The organism is Serratia sp. AS12 (assembly GCF_000214195.1).
In the GTDB taxonomy this organism is placed as follows: Bacteria; Pseudomonadota; Gammaproteobacteria; order Enterobacterales; family Enterobacteriaceae; genus Serratia; species Serratia plymuthica.
This window is the reverse complement of sequence record NC_015566.1, coordinates 2,985,578-3,002,317: the sequence shown is the minus strand read 5'-3', so window position 1 is coordinate 3,002,317 and position 16,740 is coordinate 2,985,578. Positions and strand designations below refer to the sequence as shown.

The 16,740-nt window shown below is 55.2% G+C and carries 24 protein-coding genes; all 24 read left to right on the top strand.

The features are described from left to right. Positions 1 to 44 precede the first annotated feature (44 nt). Positions 45 to 593, top strand: coding sequence for a phage minor head protein (locus SERAS12_RS14010; protein ID WP_041416155.1), 549 nt, complete (start codon positions 45 to 47; stop codon positions 591 to 593). Positions 594 to 643: 50 nt separating this feature from the next. Then, positions 644 to 1,876, top strand: coding sequence for a DUF2213 domain-containing protein (locus SERAS12_RS14005; RefSeq protein WP_013813271.1), 1,233 nt, complete (start codon positions 644 to 646; stop codon positions 1,874 to 1,876). A 4-nt stretch (positions 1,877 to 1,880) separates the two neighbouring features. Then, the gene (locus SERAS12_RS14000) at positions 1,881 to 2,378 is read left to right on the top strand and encodes a hypothetical protein (protein WP_013813270.1); all 498 of its coding nucleotides are present in this window, start codon (positions 1,881 to 1,883) and stop codon (positions 2,376 to 2,378) included. A gap of 9 nt (positions 2,379 to 2,387) precedes the next feature. Then, positions 2,388 to 3,329, top strand: a complete 942-nt coding sequence (locus tag SERAS12_RS13995) for a DUF2184 domain-containing protein (protein WP_013813269.1) — start codon at positions 2,388 to 2,390, stop codon at positions 3,327 to 3,329. 41 nt (positions 3,330 to 3,370) lie between these two features. Next, positions 3,371 to 3,769 (top strand): hypothetical protein, encoded by a 399-nt coding sequence (locus tag SERAS12_RS13990; protein WP_013813268.1) that lies wholly within the window; start codon positions 3,371 to 3,373, stop codon positions 3,767 to 3,769. Next, entirely contained in the window at positions 3,750 to 4,163 is a 414-nt protein-coding gene (locus SERAS12_RS13985) for a DUF4054 domain-containing protein (RefSeq protein WP_013813267.1), read from the top strand. Before SERAS12_RS13990 ends, SERAS12_RS13985 begins: the two co-directional genes overlap by 20 nt. Next, positions 4,160 to 4,666 (top strand): hypothetical protein, encoded by a 507-nt coding sequence (locus SERAS12_RS13980; protein ID WP_013813266.1) that lies wholly within the window; start codon positions 4,160 to 4,162, stop codon positions 4,664 to 4,666. The genes SERAS12_RS13985 and SERAS12_RS13980 overlap by 4 nt, the downstream gene beginning before the upstream one ends. A gap of 3 nt (positions 4,667 to 4,669) precedes the next feature. Next, entirely contained in the window at positions 4,670 to 5,062 is a 393-nt protein-coding gene (locus tag SERAS12_RS13975; protein ID WP_013813265.1) for a hypothetical protein, read from the top strand. Positions 5,063 to 5,161: 99 nt separating this feature from the next. Continuing rightward, positions 5,162 to 5,602, top strand: coding sequence for a hypothetical protein (locus tag SERAS12_RS13970; RefSeq protein WP_041416596.1), 441 nt, complete (start codon positions 5,162 to 5,164; stop codon positions 5,600 to 5,602). A gap of 3 nt (positions 5,603 to 5,605) precedes the next feature. After that, positions 5,606 to 7,087, top strand: coding sequence for a DUF3383 domain-containing protein (locus tag SERAS12_RS13965; RefSeq protein ID WP_013813263.1), 1,482 nt, complete (start codon positions 5,606 to 5,608; stop codon positions 7,085 to 7,087). Between the two features lie 11 nt (positions 7,088 to 7,098). Further along, positions 7,099 to 7,539: a DUF3277 family protein gene (locus tag SERAS12_RS13960; RefSeq protein ID WP_013813262.1), complete on the top strand. Its 441-nt coding sequence runs from the start codon at positions 7,099 to 7,101 to the stop codon at positions 7,537 to 7,539. A 9-nt stretch (positions 7,540 to 7,548) separates the two neighbouring features. Beyond that, positions 7,549 to 7,977, top strand: coding sequence for a phage tail assembly chaperone (locus tag SERAS12_RS13955; protein WP_013813261.1), 429 nt, complete (start codon positions 7,549 to 7,551; stop codon positions 7,975 to 7,977). Between the two features lie 11 nt (positions 7,978 to 7,988). Next, the gene (locus SERAS12_RS26630) at positions 7,989 to 8,159 is read left to right on the top strand and encodes a hypothetical protein (RefSeq protein WP_239440934.1); all 171 of its coding nucleotides are present in this window, start codon (positions 7,989 to 7,991) and stop codon (positions 8,157 to 8,159) included. Further along, positions 8,156 to 10,201, top strand: coding sequence for a lytic transglycosylase domain-containing protein (locus tag SERAS12_RS13950; RefSeq protein ID WP_013813260.1), 2,046 nt, complete (start codon positions 8,156 to 8,158; stop codon positions 10,199 to 10,201). The genes SERAS12_RS26630 and SERAS12_RS13950 overlap by 4 nt, the downstream gene beginning before the upstream one ends. Then, positions 10,201 to 10,806: a phage baseplate protein gene (locus SERAS12_RS13945; protein WP_013813259.1), complete on the top strand. Its 606-nt coding sequence runs from the start codon at positions 10,201 to 10,203 to the stop codon at positions 10,804 to 10,806. Before SERAS12_RS13950 ends, SERAS12_RS13945 begins: the two co-directional genes overlap by 1 nt. Then, positions 10,803 to 11,108 (top strand): hypothetical protein, encoded by a 306-nt coding sequence (locus SERAS12_RS13940; RefSeq protein ID WP_013813258.1) that lies wholly within the window; start codon positions 10,803 to 10,805, stop codon positions 11,106 to 11,108. Before SERAS12_RS13945 ends, SERAS12_RS13940 begins: the two co-directional genes overlap by 4 nt. A gap of 3 nt (positions 11,109 to 11,111) precedes the next feature. Then, entirely contained in the window at positions 11,112 to 12,173 is a 1,062-nt protein-coding gene (locus SERAS12_RS13935) for a hypothetical protein (protein ID WP_013813257.1), read from the top strand. Positions 12,174 to 12,183: 10 nt separating this feature from the next. After that, positions 12,184 to 12,528 carry a hypothetical protein gene (locus SERAS12_RS13930; RefSeq protein ID WP_013813256.1) on the top strand — a complete coding sequence of 115 codons (345 nt, stop codon included), beginning with the start codon at positions 12,184 to 12,186 and terminating at the stop codon, positions 12,526 to 12,528. Positions 12,529 to 12,532: 4 nt separating this feature from the next. Then, positions 12,533 to 12,853 (top strand): hypothetical protein, encoded by a 321-nt coding sequence (locus SERAS12_RS13925; protein WP_013813255.1) that lies wholly within the window; start codon positions 12,533 to 12,535, stop codon positions 12,851 to 12,853. 54 nt (positions 12,854 to 12,907) lie between these two features. Further along, the gene (locus SERAS12_RS13920) at positions 12,908 to 13,666 is read left to right on the top strand and encodes a Gp138 family membrane-puncturing spike protein (RefSeq protein WP_013813254.1); all 759 of its coding nucleotides are present in this window, start codon (positions 12,908 to 12,910) and stop codon (positions 13,664 to 13,666) included. Next, positions 13,663 to 14,013, top strand: a complete 351-nt coding sequence (locus SERAS12_RS13915; protein ID WP_013813253.1) for a hypothetical protein — start codon at positions 13,663 to 13,665, stop codon at positions 14,011 to 14,013. Before SERAS12_RS13920 ends, SERAS12_RS13915 begins: the two co-directional genes overlap by 4 nt. After that, complete coding sequence (locus SERAS12_RS13910) at positions 14,006 to 15,196, top strand: baseplate J/gp47 family protein (RefSeq protein ID WP_013813252.1); 1,191 nt, start codon at positions 14,006 to 14,008, stop codon at positions 15,194 to 15,196. The genes SERAS12_RS13915 and SERAS12_RS13910 overlap by 8 nt, the downstream gene beginning before the upstream one ends. Next, complete coding sequence (locus SERAS12_RS13905) at positions 15,193 to 15,771, top strand: DUF2612 domain-containing protein (protein WP_013813251.1); 579 nt, start codon at positions 15,193 to 15,195, stop codon at positions 15,769 to 15,771. Before SERAS12_RS13910 ends, SERAS12_RS13905 begins: the two co-directional genes overlap by 4 nt. Further along, positions 15,772 to 16,713 (top strand): hypothetical protein, encoded by a 942-nt coding sequence (locus SERAS12_RS13900; protein ID WP_013813250.1) that lies wholly within the window; start codon positions 15,772 to 15,774, stop codon positions 16,711 to 16,713. The last annotated feature ends 27 nt before the right edge of the window (positions 16,714 to 16,740 follow it).

The window sequence follows — 16,740 nt, the reverse complement described above, 5'->3', positions numbered from 1 at the left end:
AACACCTTATCGACTATTCGCATGTGCTGAATGACTGGGCGGCAATGGTCGGACAGAAGATGTTCCTGCAGGTGGAGCGTGAAGAGTGGAACCAGTGGAAGTCAGTGTCGCAGCAAATTTCGGAGGGGTTGCGGGATGTGGTCGGCAACACGCCGATCGGCCAGGTGACGCAGGACATTGTCTACCGGCAAATCCAGTTGATGAAATCCCTGCCGCTGGAAGCCGCAGATCGTGTCCGTGAGATACAGCAGCGCGCGATAGAGGCAACCATCAACGGCGAGCGCCCCGACGCGCTGTACGAAATGATTATGCAGTCAGGCAACGTTGCTGCCGGTAGGGCGAAGATGATTGCTCATACCGAAATCGGGCGCGCTACTGGCGCACTCACGCAGGCCCGCGCGCTGTCAGTTGGCTCGGAGGGGTATTGGTGGCGCATCGAGGGGGCCGGTACGCGGCCCTCGCATAAAAAAATGCGGGATAAATTCGTGTACTGGCACAACCCGCCGACGCTGGACGGCATGACTGGCCATGCAGGATGCCTGCCAAACTGCAAATGCTGGTCTGAGGTTCATATACCCGGACCAAGAAAATGACAGGCCGCCGCTGGGCGGTTTTTTTATGCCCGCCATTCAGCAGGTAACCCATGAAATATTTCTTCAATACCCAGTTGGGCGAGACCCGCTATCGAATGGCTGATGGTGGCTTGCTGTGCAAGGACGTGGCTGTCGCCCGAACCGGTACGCAGGTATATGCCGCAGCAGACCTGCCAAATCTGACGCCAAACGCCGCCGGCCAAATCATCGTCACGCGTTCACCTGAGCAGGTATTCAACCCGACGACCCTGGCGTCATTCGAAGGGATGAGCATTACGGTGCTTCACCCGGAAGACGAGGACGGGAACATCCGACTGGTCAATCCGCAGAACTGGAAGGATTTGGCGCACGGCCATCTACAGAACGTTAGGCGCGGTACCGGTGATCAATCCGATTTGATGCTGGCTGACCTCATCGTTAAAGACGAATACGCCATCCAACTGATCGACGACGGTCTGCGGCAGGTTTCGTGTGGCTATGACGCAGAGTACGAACAAACGGCCCCTGGCAAAGCTGACCAGGTGGACATCACAGGAAACCATGTGGCTCTTGTTCCAAAAGGCAGAGCCGGAAATCGTTGTGCAATTGGAGACAGAGACACAATGGCAACTCAAAAGAAAAGCTGGCTACAGCGCCTTCGTTTCGCCGCCAAGACTGGCGACGCGGACACGATGAATGAACTGCTGGACTCAGCGCCGGCAGCCGTAACGGGGGATGAGGGGGATTTGCCGAGCGGCGTAAACCTCAATATCAACCTTTCACCACAGCAGCCTTTGCCGGACAAAGATCCGGAGATGGGCGGTAAAGTTACCGGCGACGGTGAGGACGATATCAAAACCTTGCTGAAAGCCCTGCTGGCGAAACTGGAGGGGACCACCACCGGCGATAACGCCGATGACCCTGAAGACAAAGATAAAAAAGACCCCACCGGCGACGGTGAGGACGATGAGGAAGAAACCACCATCACCGGCGACTCGGCATACCGCGCAGAGGTCATCGTTCCCGGCATCGATCTCAGCCGCAAGATGAAGCCAACCGCCTTTAAGCGCGATGTACTGTCGGCCGCTGAAAAAACTCTGGTGCGCCAAGTGGTGGGTGATGCTGACATCAGCAAACTGCCGAAACAGTCGGTAAATATGGCTTTCAACGCAGTATCTGAAATTGCGAAAGGTCGCAACACCCGCTCTACCACTGGCGACGCAGCGCGCCCAAATCTCGGCACCCCAAAAATTTCCGACTTGAACAAGCAAAACGCCGACTTCTGGTCTAACCGAAAAGGATAAAACAATGACTGCATACCTGTACCGGATGCCTGTGGGCATTGCCGGGGCTATCTCTCGCCCGCAGGATTTAACCGTTGAGCCGGTGATTCTGAAATCCGACAACGCCTTCCCGGCGTATGGCTTGGCGGGCAAGCTCGATACTGATGGCTTTTTCGTGCCGCTGGCTGATGGCGACACCGCCGATAAAGTGAAGGGCATTTATGTGCGGCCTTATCCAACTACCTCACAGCCTGACATGGTGCGTCAAGTTGGCACTGGCAAGAACTTCCCCGGCGACGCAATGAAGCGTGGCTACATGACCGTTAACGTCGGTTCGGACGCCAGCACCATCAAGAAGGGGGCACCGGTCTACATCGTCGTTTCACCTGATGCCTCTATCGATGTTCCGTTGGGCGGCTTCATGGCGACGCTGGTTGCCGACAAAACCGTTTTGCTGCCTAACGCAGAATTCACTGGCGCCGGCGATGCCGACGGCAACACCGAAATCTCCTGGAAGATTTAAGGAAAAAGAATGATTACTTTTGATCAGGCAACCGTTGATAGCTCCGGTGCGTTTCTCATCGGTGAGCTGGAACGCCTCGACCAAACGCTGAACTTGCCGCTGGTGGGGTATACCTGGAGCCGCGATATCCAGCTGCGTGAGGATGTCTCTATCGCCGACGATATCTCGAGCTGGACAAAGACCAGTTTCGGCGCCGCTGGTACGGGTGCAAACCCGAACGGTAAAAACTGGATCGGTAAAGACTCTACCGCCATCGCTGGCGTGAATGTCGATATCGGTAAAGACGGCAACCCACTGAACCTGTGGGGCATGGAATTGGGCTGGACCGTTATTGAACTGAAAGCAGCGCTGCAGGTTGGCCGCCCTATCGATACCCAGAAATATGAGGGTATGCAGCTCAAGTGGCAGATGGACAACGATGAGCAAGTGTATATCGGTGATGCGGCTTTAGGCCTTAAGGGGCTGTTCAACCTCGTCGGCGTGAACCTGAACAACGCACCGAAGACCTGGGCGGTGTCAACCAACGACGAGATTCTGGACAGCGTGAACAGCATTCTGGCTGCTTCCTGGTCGGCGTCGGGTTATTCCGTCGTGCCGTCCGATCTGCGTATCCCGCCGGAGCAATATTCCCTGCTGGCGAGCCGTAAGGTTTCTGAAGCAGGTAACCAGTCGCTGCTGACCTATCTGGCCGTGAACACCATCGCGTTCCACCAAAACGGCGTGCCGCTGGAGATCAAGGCGGTTAAATGGCTGAAGGGGCGCGGGGTGGGTGGCAAAGACCGCATGACGGCCTACACCAACGACAAGAAATATGTCCGCTACCCTCTGGTTCCGCTGCAGAGCGTGCCGATCCAGTACCGCGGCCTTTACCAGATTGCCACCTACTACGCCAAGCTTGGTGCGGTTGAGCCGGTGTACAAAGAAACCCTGTCCTATGTGGACGGCATCTGATAACCAGATCGGCCCCTTCGGGGGCCTGAAGGATTCCGAAAATGACAAAAGAAAAGCTGGTTTCGATCCACGTTCACACTCCTTTCAAGCTCACTCACGCGGATAATTCGGTGCAGGAGTTCGGCAAGGGGCGCCACAATGTTCCCGAGGCCGTGGCCACTCACTGGTTTGTCGAAGCGCACACCGAAGCGCTGGGCGACTATACCCAACCGAATATCGACGAAGTCGGCGCGCAACGCATCACTGAGTTGGAAGCCAAGGTAACCGAACTGCAGAGGCTTCTGGAATTGGAACAGGACAAGGTGGCAGAGCAGACTGAGCAGTTGCAGGCAGCCGCCGCCGGGCTGGTTGAGCGTAATGATCAGATCTCTGAACTGAATGCTCAGGTGGCAGAGTTGACTGCAAGACTGGAGAAAACCAATGGAGCAGCCAAGAAATAATTCACTGCCCACGCCTGCAGACTTTCGCCGAGACTTCCCGCAATTCGCTGATACTGTCGCCTACCCAGAGGTGCAGATTCAGTTTCGCCTTAACCTGGCGGACATCCTGCTGAGTGAGAAAATTACTGGCCCCAAGATTTTCCCGTACCTGGTGGAGTTGTTCGTGGCCCATTACATGGCGCTCTTTGCTCAGGATAAGCGTTCAGCGGCGGTCGGTGGTTCAGGCGGCTCGGCCAGCGGCGTTCAGACATCAAAATCAGTGGATAAGGTCAGCGTGAGTTATGACACGAGCTCAACCCTCAACCCCGATGCTGGTTTCTGGAACAACACGCGCTACGGTGCAGAGTTCTGGCAGTTGATCACGATGTTCGGTGCCGGCGGGCGGCAGCTATGAAAAGCGGGCTTAAGGTCAGGAAGGATAACGCCGAATCGGCTCTCTCGTCTTTGCGCTCACTTTCAAAAATGGATGTGCTGGTGGGCATACCAGAGGCCAACGCCACGCGCGAGGATGGGGAAGCCCTGAACAACGCGGAGATCGGTTATCTGCAGTCTGCCGGTGCCACGGTGCAGCTCGGCGGCCAAACCGTCACGCTGCCGCCGCGACCGTTTTTGGACATGGGTATCGAGGACACCAAACCGCGAACCACCGAGCACCTGAAGGCGGCGGCCGTGGCTGCCCTGAACGGTAATGCGGATGCTGCGCAGCGGGAACTTGAAAGCGCAGGCCAGATTGCGAGGGACGGCGCCAAGGCGGTCATTGGTGCTGGCGATCGTCTTCACCCCCTCTCAGATATGACGAAGGGCAACCGCCGCGCCCAGGGCATTCCAGGCGATAAGCCGCTCTACGCCCACGGCTACCTGCTGCGCTCAATAACTTACGTGGTAAGGAGTAAATAAATAATGCCGCTACTCGACGTTACTGAGGTGCTGCTGGATCCGGATTTTGCTGACCTATCGCTGATTTGCCGCCGGCAGGTACAGACGACGGACGACGACAACTTCCCGGTGAACACCCAGCAAGAAATCCCGTTCTCTGGTGTGGTGACCGTTGATCGGTCACTGGAAGCAAGGCGCATGGCCGCCGGCCAGAACATCAACGGGGCCATTCTTATTGTGACGCAATTCAGGCTCACCCAGGGACGCAAGAGTGCGGCCGATGGCCCTAACCTTGATGCCGACCTTGTCGTGTATAACGGCGGACTGTACCGGGTGACATTCGTAGACCCCTATACCCGCTATGGCGCCGGGTTTGTCCAGGCCCACTGCGAGCTGGTGGGGCAAGAAGGGGGTTAAGTGAACGACAGCACAACACCCGGGTATCTCACCCCCACAGGTGGCGGCCCTGCATACGATGAGGAACTGGAGCGACTGCTTAGCCGCTGGATCCGCGGGCTGACGGGGTTGGATAAAAACGTGGTCTATCCGCGTTGGACCGACCCGCAAATCCAGATACCAAAGAATGGCACTACCTGGTGCGCATTCGGCATCACCAGTGTGCCTGACGATGCCTACCCGGCATATGTCCAGGGCGAAGAAAGCGCCGAGCAGTGGTCGCATGAAACCATCGAAATTCTGTGTTGCTTCTACGGCCCGCAAGGGATGACAGTCGCAACGCAATTCCGTAATGGGCTGTTCGTCTCTCAGAACAATGACGAGCTGCAGGCCGTCAACCTGACCCTGTTGGACTGCGGGCGGATCCTGAACCTTCCAGAGTTAATCAACAATCAGTGGGTGCGCCGGTACGACATCGCCGTGCGCCTGCGCCGCAAAGTCATTCGCCAATACGGCATCAAGTCGCTGGTGGATGCATCTGTTAAATTCTTCGGAGAATAATTTATGGCTCAGCAGGGGTTACCTGTTCGAAACGTCGTCGGCGTCTCGATTAATATGACCTTGCGCGCTGCGCAGGCTCGAAATTTTGGTTCATTGCTGATTATCGGTGCTTCACCGGTGATCGACGCCAGCGAGCGGATGCGCGCCTATTCTGGCATTGCCGGTGTGCAAACAGATTTCGGTATTTTATCGCCGGAAGCTAAAGCAGCGCAGGTGTACTACTGGCAGCGTCCGCAGCCCATCGACTTATATGTCGGCCGCTGGGTGAAGGAGGATACGGCCGCAGTGTTGCGCGGCGCAATCCTGACCACTGCGCAGCAGGTGATGACCAACTTCACCGCGGTGACCGATGGCGCGATGAAAATCAGCGTTGACGGTACGGTTAAAACGGTTTCCGGCGTGGACCTGTCAGCGGAAACCAATCTGAATGGCGTAGCCGCCCGCGTGGCGGAAAAACTGACTGCGGCAACCGTGATTTGGGACGCGAATAACGCGCGCTTTGTGGTTGCATCGAAAACCACCGGTGAGGCGTCTGCGGTTGGATTCGCAACACCTAACGCCACAGGCACCGATATTTCCGCGCTAATGGGAATTCTTGAAGGCACCGGCGCGAAAATTATCGCCCGACAGCCGGCGGAAACCATCGAGCAATGCGTGGCGAAATTTATCGATTTATCTTCAAAATGGTACGGGCTATATATCGCCGAAACGATTTCTGATGATGACGTGATGGCAGTTGCCGAGCAGATCCAATCTGACAGCGTTTCCCGTATCTATGCCCACACCACGCAGAACACCGCGGTGCTGGATGCTGACAACAACACGGACATTGCCAGCCGTCTGAAAGCCGCGTTCCTTGGCACCACATGCGTACAGTATTCCAGCCAAAGCCCGTACGCTGCCGTGTCAATTCTTGGACGTGCCTTTACCGTTAATTTTGCCGGCTGGCGCACTACGATCACCATCAAATTCAAACAGCAACCCGGCATCGTCGCCGAAACTCTGACGCAGACCCAGGCACTGACGCTGCAGGCGAAAAACTGCAACGTGTTCGTCAACTACGACAACGACACGGCGATCCTGCAGGAAGGGGTGATGTGTAACGCCGACTTCTTCGACGAACGACACGGCCTCGACTGGCTGCAGAACTACGTCCAGACCAACTACTACAACCGTCTCTACACCAGTCCGACGAAAGTCCCGCAGACCGACGAGGGTATCACTGATCTGCTAACCAACGTCGAGGCTTCGCTGGCGCAGGGGGCAGAAAATGGCCTGATAGCTCCGGGCGTATGGGGTGGGGAAAGCTTTGGCGCGCTGAATACCGGCGACACCCTGACCAAGGGCTATTACGCCTACTCACCGCCGATCGCACAACAGGCGCAGGCAGAGCGTGAGGCACGAAAAGCGCCGGTGATGCAGGTCGGGATCAAGCTGGCCGGCGCCGTACATTTTGGCGACGTCATCATCAACGTTAACCGCTAAGGAGCCGGTAAATGCCAACTTATAGCTTTTTGGATGTGTCCGGCAATCTTACTGGAGTAGGCGGTTCGATTGACCTCGGCAACGGTGCTGCGACCTCCGACGAGGGGATCACGGTCGCCATGTCGGAAAACAAGAACACCATGACTACCGGGGCCGATGGTGAGGGGATGCACAGCTTGCATGCGAGCAAATCCGGCACGATCACCGTGAACCTGCTCAAAACCAGCCCGACGAACGCGAAATTATCCGTGATGTATAACGCCCAGTCGCTTTCGTCGGAGACATGGGGGAACAACGTTATCGTGATCCGCAACAAATCCAGTAATGACGTCACTACCGCGCGCGGTGTGGCATTCCAGAAGCAGCCAGATTGGCAGAATGCCAAGGACGGGAACACCGTCGCCTGGGTGTTCGATTGCATCAAGATCGACCAACTGCTCGGCACGTTTTAAGGGGTAATCATGGAATTTGAAATTAAAGGCCTGAAGTATCGCGCGGCCAAGTTAAGTGTTTTTGAACAGTTGAAAGTTTCCCGCAAGCTGCTTCCGCTGCTGTCTGGGCTGTTGGGCGAAATCAAAGTTCTACGCCAATTGAAATCCGGCCAAATCACGATTGAAGAGGCACTAAAAGTGGCGCTGCCGGTGATCGCCAACACGCTGTCCGACCTCAGCGACGAGGACAGTAACGCGATTATTCATCCCTGCCTGGCGGTGGTGTCGCGTGAGACGGGTAAAAGCTACACCGCAATTTTCACCAGTAGCCAGTTGATGTTCGATGACATCGATTTGATGGACATGCTGCAGATCGTTGCCCGGGTGGTTGGGAATTCGCTGGGAAATTTTTTGCCCGCACTCCCCGACAGCGAGACGGACGTCCCGGCACCGGTTTAACGCTGGATGTGTTGCCAGGCGGAGAGGATTACATTCTCCGCCCGGTTGATGCTGGATTGTGCAGCTTTGAGGCGCTCAAGGATGGGCGCATCGACCTTTTCGACATTGCGCTGATGAACGATTACCTGGACATGAAGGCGGATAACGAGGCCCGGATCGCCAGGTGGAGAGAGGACCAATGAACGCTGAAACCATCAAGGATTTTCTGATTTCGCTGGGCTTCGAAATCGACTCTGCCGGTGAGCGGAAATTCTCGGCTGTCGTCGCCGGCGTCACCGCGAACGTGCTCAAAATGGGCGCCGCAGTGGAAGGGGCGGCGCTGACGATTGTCGGATTTACCACGCAAATCGCGAGCGGGCTGGATAAGGTCTATTTTGCCTCCCAGCGTACCGGCGCGTCGGTTGCCGGCATCCGCGCCCTGGGTTATGCCGCGTCACAAACTGGATCGGATGCGGCGGCCGCGCAGGGTTCGCTCGAGAGTCTTGCCCGCTTTATCCGCAACAATCCGGGGGCCGAAGGTTTCCTGAACCGCCTGGGCGTGCAGACGCGCGGCGCGAACGGACAGATGCGCGACACCGCCGCCATTTTTACCGGTGTCGGCGATAAGCTGCGCAGCATGCCGTATTACCGTGCAAACCAGTACGCGCAGATGCTGGGCATTGACGAAAATACACTGCTCTCCATGCGTCGCGGTATCAACGGTTTCACTGCTGATTACCAGAGTATGCTCAAGGCCACCGGACTGAACGCCGACCGCGCAGCGCAGCAATCCAATAAATTCATGACCTCAATGCGTAGCCTTACTGCGCTGCTGGGCATGGCAAAAGACAAAATCGGTTCTGATCTCGCCGGAGGCCTGAGCGGTTCGCTGGATAACCTTCGCAAGCGGATCATGGACAACTTCCCGAAGATAGAGGGCTTCATCACCAAAACAGTGAAGGGGGTTCTCTGGCTGGCTGAGGTGTTCGGGCGAATGCTTTATCGTGGCTACCAAGCGATCGATAAGGTGATCGAGTGGTGGGAAAGTCTGGATTCTGGCTCTCGGAAACTGATCGGCGTGTTTGGTGCGCTGCTGTTGGCGTGGCGAATTCTGAACAGCGCATTCCTGATGTCCCCTATCGGGATGATAACCGCGTTGATCGTCGGTATTGGCCTGCTGTGGGACGATTACCAGACGTGGAAAGAGGGCGGAAAAAGCCTCATCGACTGGGCCAAATGGGAGCCGGCAATTACCCAGGCGAAAGCGGCCATGATTTGGCTACGAGACAAGCTGCTCGATCTGAAAGATGGCGTCGGTGGCTGGAAGACTGCGCTGGAGATTTTGGCAGGATACATGGCTGTTACATGGGCTGCCAAAATGATTAAGGCGGTCACAGGGGTAAGCAAAGCTTTCGGTGGGCTATTTAAATTCTCTGGGAAAATTATCGCTGTTGGCCTGGCTATAGAGCTTTTCAACAAGGTCAATGAAATACAAAAGGCGGCAGAAAAGGCGGGGGTATCGCCAGGCGAATACCTCGTTAAAAAGATGCAGAGCCAGCGTGAAACTGACCAGCCACTACTGACGTTCGACGATATTGGTAACTGGTTAAAGGGGACGTTACACGCGGGTAATGAGGGACTATTTCAATCCGGGGGCCTGATCGGACGTTCATCAGGCCGGGTGAGTCGTCCTCAGGCCACAAAAGCTGGCGCAGCGCTGCTGGGGTGGCTACAGCCTAAATTGACGCAGCTCGAGGCAATGTACAACCTGCCAGCGGGGCTGCTGCGCAGCGTCGCGCTGACCGAGTCGGGTGGTAATCAGTTCGCAGTTTCTGGCGCTGGCGCAAAAGGAATGTTCCAGTTTATGCCCGGAACTGCAAAGGACATGGGGCTGCGTGGAAATGACGTTTTCGACCCGGCCAAGTCTGCTGATGCTGCCGCGCGTTATCTCGGCATGCTGTTGCGCATGAATGGCGGCGACCTTGAAAAAACGCTGGCATCCTATAACTGGGGGATCGGCAACGTTCAGAAGCATGGCATGGGGCTAATGCCGGAGGAGACGCGGAACTACATCCCGAAAGTGCTCAGCAACATGCCTGGCTCTGGCGGCGCCACTGTGCAGCAGGAAACTAACATCCACATACACGGTGTCAGCGACCCAGCACGCGCCGGGATGGAGGTTGCTGACCGTCAGACCGGTGTTAACTCTCGTTTGACCCAGCAACTTTATGCGAGGCCGCAATAATGGATATTCTCTCCGTTCTGTTTTCACAGCAGACCCGGAAGATCGGCGCCATTGTTCCCAGCGTCACGATTTCGGAAAAGCACAGCGACACGCTGGAAATAACTGAACACCCGATTGAGGATGGCGCGCCGGTCAGCGACCACGCCTACAAGCGCCCCCCAGAAGTCACTATGGAATTAGGTTTTGCCGGCGGTGGCTCGTTATTAGATGGGGTGGACACCACGCAGATGTTTAACCTCAATAGTGGGTTGTCCCTTGGAACCAGTCCACGTGAGGTTTATCAGCAGTTGGTGGCGTTGCAGGAAAGCCGAATTCCTTTTGATGTCACCACCGGTAAGCGCCAGTACCAGAACATGCTGATCAAGTCGCTGGACGTCACCACCGACAAAATCAGCGAGAACGTGCTGATGTGCTCGCTTACGCTGCGAAACGTCATTATTTCCCGAACACAAAGCGTCACAGTAGCGGACAAGGCAAATATGGCTGACGGGGTGAGCACGTCAGCCGTACAGAACTCTGGCACAAAATCAGCAAAACCCATTAACGAAAGCCTGCTCTCACAGGGGCAGCGGGGGATTTTGGCGCTACTGGGAGGGGGCGGATGAATATTCAGGAAGTACCGCTTACACCGGATAATCAGCAATTCGGGATCGCGTTGGGTGGACAGCAGATGAACATGCGGCTCTCCTGGCGCGATGAGGCTGGGTGGATCCTCGACTTACTGGACAGTGCCGGCGCAGAACTGGTGAACGGAATTCCGCTAATGCCTGGTGCCAACCTGCTGGCGCAGCATGCGCACCTGGGGTTCACCGGTGCGCTGATCGTCATGGTTGACAACAATGAACCGGAATTGCCGACGAAAACCAACCTCGGGATCGGTAGCCACCTATATTTTGTACAGGAGTAGGCAATGAGCCAGAACTGGATGCGTCATTTTGAGCTGCAGCTGCTAGACCAGCAGGGCAGCGGCATCAGCTTGTCAGATTTTAAAGTCACGTTTCGTATTGAGTGGGCAGACACGAAGTGGCCACGCGTCGCCAACGTTAAAATTTACAACCTTTCGCCGGATACCCAGAACCGTATTCTCGGCAGCGAGTTTTCCAAAATCCGGATGATTGCCGGCTATGACGGTATTGCGCCTGATGCCGACGCCAGTCAGGTCGGCGTGGCGCGCCAGGTAGACCCGGCGAAATCAGGTCAGCGGGACGGCCAAAACTTCGGGCTGATTTTTGAAGGTGATCTCCGCTTCACGATCACTGGCAAAGACAACCCGACGGATTCCTGGGTGCTGATTCAAGCTGTGGGCGATCATGAGGCGTTTCTCTATGCGACGGTAAACACCACGCTCGCCGCCGGCTACACGGTGGCTGACATGCACAGCGCGGCGCTGAAAAGCTTTAGCGCCTACGGCATCACTCAGGGGATCACCGGTACTTTCCCCGACACGGTTTTCCCCCGTGGACTGTCGTTGTTCCAATCCGCACGCGACGTTATGGACTCGGTCGCCGGCATGTGCAAGGCCACCTGGCAACTGATCGACGGGCAGCTGCAGATGGTCAACGAGAACAAATACATTTACGAGGCCATCTTGCTGAATAGCAATACCGGCCTGATCGGCATGCCACAGCAGACGATGGGGGCTGGCGTTAACGTGCGTTGCCTGATTAACCCGAACATTCGCATCAACGGCCTGATCCAGCTTGACCAGGCATCGGTTTACCGTGCCTCGCTTTCAGATAGTGAAGTTGCCCAGTCCGGCGGCCGTATCAGTGAAACCGACCAAAATGGAAACCGGGTTGTCGCTGGTAGCCTGCAGCAGCCGGCCAGCGTTGCGACGGATGGCGTGTATATCGTGAAAGCTATCGACTATACTGGCGACACACGGGGCCAGGCGTGGTACATGGATTTAATGTGCTTTGCGCGAGGTTCAGCTGACATGCTTAGCAATTCGGCGCTTTCAAGACAGTCATAAGGTGGGGGATGTGAAAAGGATAATTCTGTGTTTGTTCGCAGCTGCATTTTCAATAAATGCCACAGCAGATGTGCGATGTGGGGATTTTTTATTAACACCAAGCAATGATGGCTTTATGCACATTAACGGTGTGCGCCCTGAAAGTCAGAAGGTCACATATTTGACAAATCCGCCAAATGACGACAACACCAAATTTGAATGGCGAGTCGCCACAAACCAGCCGGGCAAATGGCTAGGTATGGAGTACATCAAACGCGATGGTAAAAAGCGTTTTCTTAACGTGCAACTTCTTCAAGCTAGCATGGACGCGCCACGCCAGTACGCGACCTATGATTGCGTAAAAGTTAAAGGATGATTTCATGAAGGGACTTTTGGCCTCACTAATTTTGATTTCTTCAGTTGCTTCAGCCGGTACGTTAAGTGATTTCTTTGCCAATCATCCGGATCTGGATGCAAATCTGCCTGTGCACACGGCCATATCAAAGGCGTCACGATTCGAGGCGGCAGGATTTGCAAGGCGTGAGGGCGGTGATGAAAAAGAGTTAATGAACACCAAGGGCGATCAATTTGCAATCCTTGGGTTTAGAAGAGTGAAAATGTCTTGCTCTTATCCAGAATCCGCCCAAATGAGCGGGTTAAGCGACGACGATTGTAAGCTGGTTCTCAGCAAAAAAATCTAACTCGTTTCACTCTATCTAAACCCGCTTCGGCGGGTTTTTTTATGGGGAAAATTCATGCCCGTATCACTCCAATCACAGATCGGCGACCAGCAGCAGGCCGACCAGGCGCTGGCTGACGCCATCAGCGCACAAATGCGCGTATCAATTCCAGGCATCATCCAATCCTTTGACGCTGACGCGGTGACCTGCGTAGTGCTGCCAGCGGTGAAAGGCTACGAGCCGGAGAGCGCCGGCGGCGGTAACTCAGCCAGTCTGCCGCTGTTGGTTGATGTGCCAGTCATTTTCCCTCGCGGCGGGGGCGTCACGCTCACGTTTCCGGTTAAGTCGGGTGACGAATGCCTCATCGTGTTTGCCGACCGTAGCATCGATTTCTGGTGGCAAAACGGCGGCGTGCAGGAGTCGGGGACCGAGCGTATGCACGATCTATCCGATGCCTTCGCTATCGTCGGGCCGCAGTCGCAGGCGCAGAAAATCAGTGGCGTCAGCACCAGTGCCGCGCAGCTGCGCACCGACGACGGGGGCGCATTTATCGAACTCGACCCGGGCAGCCACGCGGTTACCATCATCACATCGGGGAAATTAACCGCCAGCGCGCAGGGCGGTACCGAGATCAACTCCCCCGAGATCGTGCTGAACGGCAACGTGACGATTAACGGCAATCTGTCGCAGGGCATGGGAGACGGCGGCGGCACGGCAACAATGCTGGGACCGGTGAACGTGACCAACGACGTCAGCGCCGGCGGCATCAGCCTGCAGACGCACAAACACGGCGGCGTAGAAACTGGCGGTGGCCAGACGGGAGGTCCGCAGTGAGATATCGCAAAGAAGACAAGAACGGCGATTACAGCTTCGGGCGCGGCGAGGGTGATTTCTTCATCAACACGCCCGAGGCGGTGGGGATGGCGGTGATTAGCCGCCTGCAATTGCGCACCGGAGAATGGTTCCTCGACAAAACCGCCGGCACCGACTGGACGCAAATACTCGGCAAATACACATCGGGCCTCTACGACATTGTGATCCGTGAGCGAATTCTCGGCACGCCGAACGTAACGGAGATCGTCGAGTACCAGAGCCGGCGGGATGTAGAAACCCGCGATTTGCTTGTCACCGCCACCCTAAACACCGCATACGGACAAACCTCGGTAACAGCCTATGTATGAAGACATCATTGATGCAATGCTGCCAAAAATAACGGCGGCAGGGATGAGTGCACCCGATTTCCAGAGCATCCTCACCGGATGGCAGACGATTTTTCGCGGTATCTATGGCGATGATATTTACATTGAACCGGACAGCAAAGACGGCGCACTCCTGTCGCTGATCGCGTACGCCATGCATGGCGGCAACAATGCGGTGATCTCCACCTGGAACGCATTTAGCCCGGCGACCGGCACGGGCGCGGGGTTGGCGAGCAACGTCAAAATTAACGGAATCAGCCGTAAGGCGCCGTCAAATTCCACTGTTGACGTGAGGCTAATCGGCCAGGTTGGCACGGTCATCAGAAATGCCTCGGTTCGGGACAGCGCCGGAAACCTCTGGGATTTACCGGCAGAGGTGGAGCTCGATATTCATGGACAGGCGGTGGTAACCGCGACGGCGCAGAAGGCGGGCGCCATCACTGCGCTGCCCGGAGATGTTTCGCAAATCGCTACACCGACGCGCGGCTGGCAGTCTGTCACGAACCCTGAAGCGGCCACCTCCGGCAAACCGGTGGAAACTGACGCCGAACTGCGCCAGCGGCAAGCGCTCAGCGTCGCGTTACCGTCCCGAACCGTCATGGAGGGGCTGATAGGCGCCATTGCCAACATCACCGGCGTGACGCGCTATAAGGGCTACGACAACGACACCTCGGAAACCGACATCAACGGCGTGCCGGCGCATGCTGTTGCGATGGTTGTGGACGGCGGCGACGCTGAAGAAATAGCAAACATCATCGCTGTGAAAAAGTCACCAGGCGCGCCGACATTCGGCACCACGAACGTGACTGTCAAGGATGTCTACGGCGTAGACAAAACCATCCACTTTTTCCGGCCGACTAAAGTCCCGATCTACGCCGCTATAAAAATTAAGGTACTCCCAGGCTACACCAGCGACATCGGCGAGGATATCAAAGCGGCGGTGGCCGACTACATCAACACGCTGTATATCGGCGACACGGTCTATTTCTCGCGACTCTATGTACCGGCCAATCTCGGTAACACGGCGAGCGGGAAAACCTACGACCTGATGACTGTCAGCATTGGCAAAGACGCGGTCACGATGAGCGAGGCCAATATCCCGATCCTGTTTAACGAATCAGCGACCTGTTCGCCGGAGAATATCGCAATTATCACGGTGGCATGATGACGAACAAATACACCTCAAAAATCCCTGCATATAACAGCCAGTTTCCCAAATATTTTGACACCGTTAATGCCACTACTGAGGCGTTCTCGCGCCAGCAAGACAGCACGCGCGCCATCGCACCAGCATTTGATCTTGATGACGCCGTCGGCGTGCAGCTTGATGTGATTGGCCTATGGGTGGGGCGCGGGCGCCGCATACGTGCGCCGGCAGTGAACCATTATTTTTCGTTCGATGATCCAGAGCTGGGTTTCAATCTGGGCTCGTGGAAAGGTCGCTATGACACGGGCGATGCGTATATAGACCTGGATGACGACACATATCGAACGGTGCTGCGAGCAAAAATTGGCGCAAATAACTGGGATGGAACAGTCGAAACGCTGCCGGCCATCCTGTCCGCCATCTATCCCGACGGCGGTATTGCAATCTCGTTTACCGACAACCTGGACATGAGCATGACAATTACCGCCCGTGGCGCAGCCATACCGGCAATTACCAAAGAAATTATTAGACAAGGTTATCTCTCGATCAAACCGATGGGGATCACCGTCAATTACGAAGTAGTGGAGGGATAAATGGCGAAGAATGACTTTAAGCCGTTTGCAACTGGTGAGTTTTCAAACGTTCTTTCTCAAGCGGATTATGAGGTGCTCCCCGCTGTTGGCGCTGGGTTTAATACTGGTATTGCGAGAAGCGAGGAGCTTAATAAAGTATGGCGCCAATCTTCAGTGATGGCTGCAGTTATCGGTAACTTTATTGCTGAGCAATCTGGTGATGATGTGCTCGACGATGGCAATTTAGCAAATTTAAAACTTTCGTTGGAAAAAGCGATTCGCCAGTTTTTAACTAATTCGGCTGTGGATGACAGATACGTACTAAAAACAACAAAGGTAAACGGAAAACCGCTAGGCGGTGATATTTCATTATCCGCTTCTGATGTCGGAGCCTACAGCAAAGTTGAATCAAATCAGAATTTTTTTCCGTACACCGGAGGAACAATCACTGGCCCGATTAATACGCGCGGTGATATTGGAACTCAAGGAGGCGCATTCATCATTCGCAATGTTGACGGTGTACAGGTAGGTTCAATCACAGCAGATAATGCTGGAAATATCACAATCACGTCGAATGTGTCAGGCAGAACCTTTGGGTTGGGATTGGGTGGGAATTTCGGCACATCTACCGGCGTGGAGATTTACGAATCAGGACAGCGTGTTTACAGTCCTAATAATCGACCTGATGAATTACACGTTGATGGTGATAATTGGTGGTCGCGGGATTCAAGCGGGAAAATTACACAGGGTGGCATTGTTAACCGCAGCGCAAATTCAAATCCAGTCAGTTTCCCTCTACCATTCCCAAACAAGGTCCTCAGCATTCAATTAACACTGAGAGAGGTAACCAGTAGCGGAGGCTCAACGGATAATATTATTGCGCAGGGTGAAAATAATTCAGGGTTCAATGTATGGATGAATTCAAACGAATTATCAGCATACTGGATGGCTGTTGGCTATTAAATATCCACAATAATTAATCAGAGAATA

What these genes read in the sequence shown, in the direction of transcription:
- SERAS12_RS14010 (WP_041416155.1), top strand. Translation starts at nt 45, where the DNA reads ATGGTCGGACAGAAGATGTTCCTGCAGGTGGAGCGTGAAGAGTGGAAC.
- SERAS12_RS14005 (WP_013813271.1), top strand. Translation starts at nt 644, where the DNA reads ATGAAATATTTCTTCAATACCCAGTTGGGCGAGACCCGCTATCGAATG.
- SERAS12_RS14000 (WP_013813270.1), top strand. Translation starts at nt 1,881, where the DNA reads ATGACTGCATACCTGTACCGGATGCCTGTGGGCATTGCCGGGGCTATC.
- SERAS12_RS13995 (WP_013813269.1), top strand. Translation starts at nt 2,388, where the DNA reads ATGATTACTTTTGATCAGGCAACCGTTGATAGCTCCGGTGCGTTTCTC.
- SERAS12_RS13990 (WP_013813268.1), top strand. Translation starts at nt 3,371, where the DNA reads ATGACAAAAGAAAAGCTGGTTTCGATCCACGTTCACACTCCTTTCAAG.
- SERAS12_RS13985 (WP_013813267.1), top strand. Translation starts at nt 3,750, where the DNA reads ATGGAGCAGCCAAGAAATAATTCACTGCCCACGCCTGCAGACTTTCGC.
- SERAS12_RS13980 (WP_013813266.1), top strand. Translation starts at nt 4,160, where the DNA reads ATGAAAAGCGGGCTTAAGGTCAGGAAGGATAACGCCGAATCGGCTCTC.
- SERAS12_RS13975 (WP_013813265.1), top strand. Translation starts at nt 4,670, where the DNA reads ATGCCGCTACTCGACGTTACTGAGGTGCTGCTGGATCCGGATTTTGCT.
- SERAS12_RS13965 (WP_013813263.1), top strand. Translation starts at nt 5,606, where the DNA reads ATGGCTCAGCAGGGGTTACCTGTTCGAAACGTCGTCGGCGTCTCGATT.
- SERAS12_RS13960 (WP_013813262.1), top strand. Translation starts at nt 7,099, where the DNA reads ATGCCAACTTATAGCTTTTTGGATGTGTCCGGCAATCTTACTGGAGTA.
- SERAS12_RS13955 (WP_013813261.1), top strand. Translation starts at nt 7,549, where the DNA reads ATGGAATTTGAAATTAAAGGCCTGAAGTATCGCGCGGCCAAGTTAAGT.
- SERAS12_RS13950 (WP_013813260.1), top strand. Translation starts at nt 8,156, where the DNA reads ATGAACGCTGAAACCATCAAGGATTTTCTGATTTCGCTGGGCTTCGAA.
- SERAS12_RS13945 (WP_013813259.1), top strand. Translation starts at nt 10,201, where the DNA reads ATGGATATTCTCTCCGTTCTGTTTTCACAGCAGACCCGGAAGATCGGC.
- SERAS12_RS13940 (WP_013813258.1), top strand. Translation starts at nt 10,803, where the DNA reads ATGAATATTCAGGAAGTACCGCTTACACCGGATAATCAGCAATTCGGG.
- SERAS12_RS13935 (WP_013813257.1), top strand. Translation starts at nt 11,112, where the DNA reads ATGAGCCAGAACTGGATGCGTCATTTTGAGCTGCAGCTGCTAGACCAG.
- SERAS12_RS13925 (WP_013813255.1), top strand. Translation starts at nt 12,533, where the DNA reads ATGAAGGGACTTTTGGCCTCACTAATTTTGATTTCTTCAGTTGCTTCA.
- SERAS12_RS13920 (WP_013813254.1), top strand. Translation starts at nt 12,908, where the DNA reads ATGCCCGTATCACTCCAATCACAGATCGGCGACCAGCAGCAGGCCGAC.
- SERAS12_RS13910 (WP_013813252.1), top strand. Translation starts at nt 14,006, where the DNA reads ATGTATGAAGACATCATTGATGCAATGCTGCCAAAAATAACGGCGGCA.
- SERAS12_RS13905 (WP_013813251.1), top strand. Translation starts at nt 15,193, where the DNA reads ATGATGACGAACAAATACACCTCAAAAATCCCTGCATATAACAGCCAG.
- SERAS12_RS13900 (WP_013813250.1), top strand. Translation starts at nt 15,772, where the DNA reads ATGGCGAAGAATGACTTTAAGCCGTTTGCAACTGGTGAGTTTTCAAAC.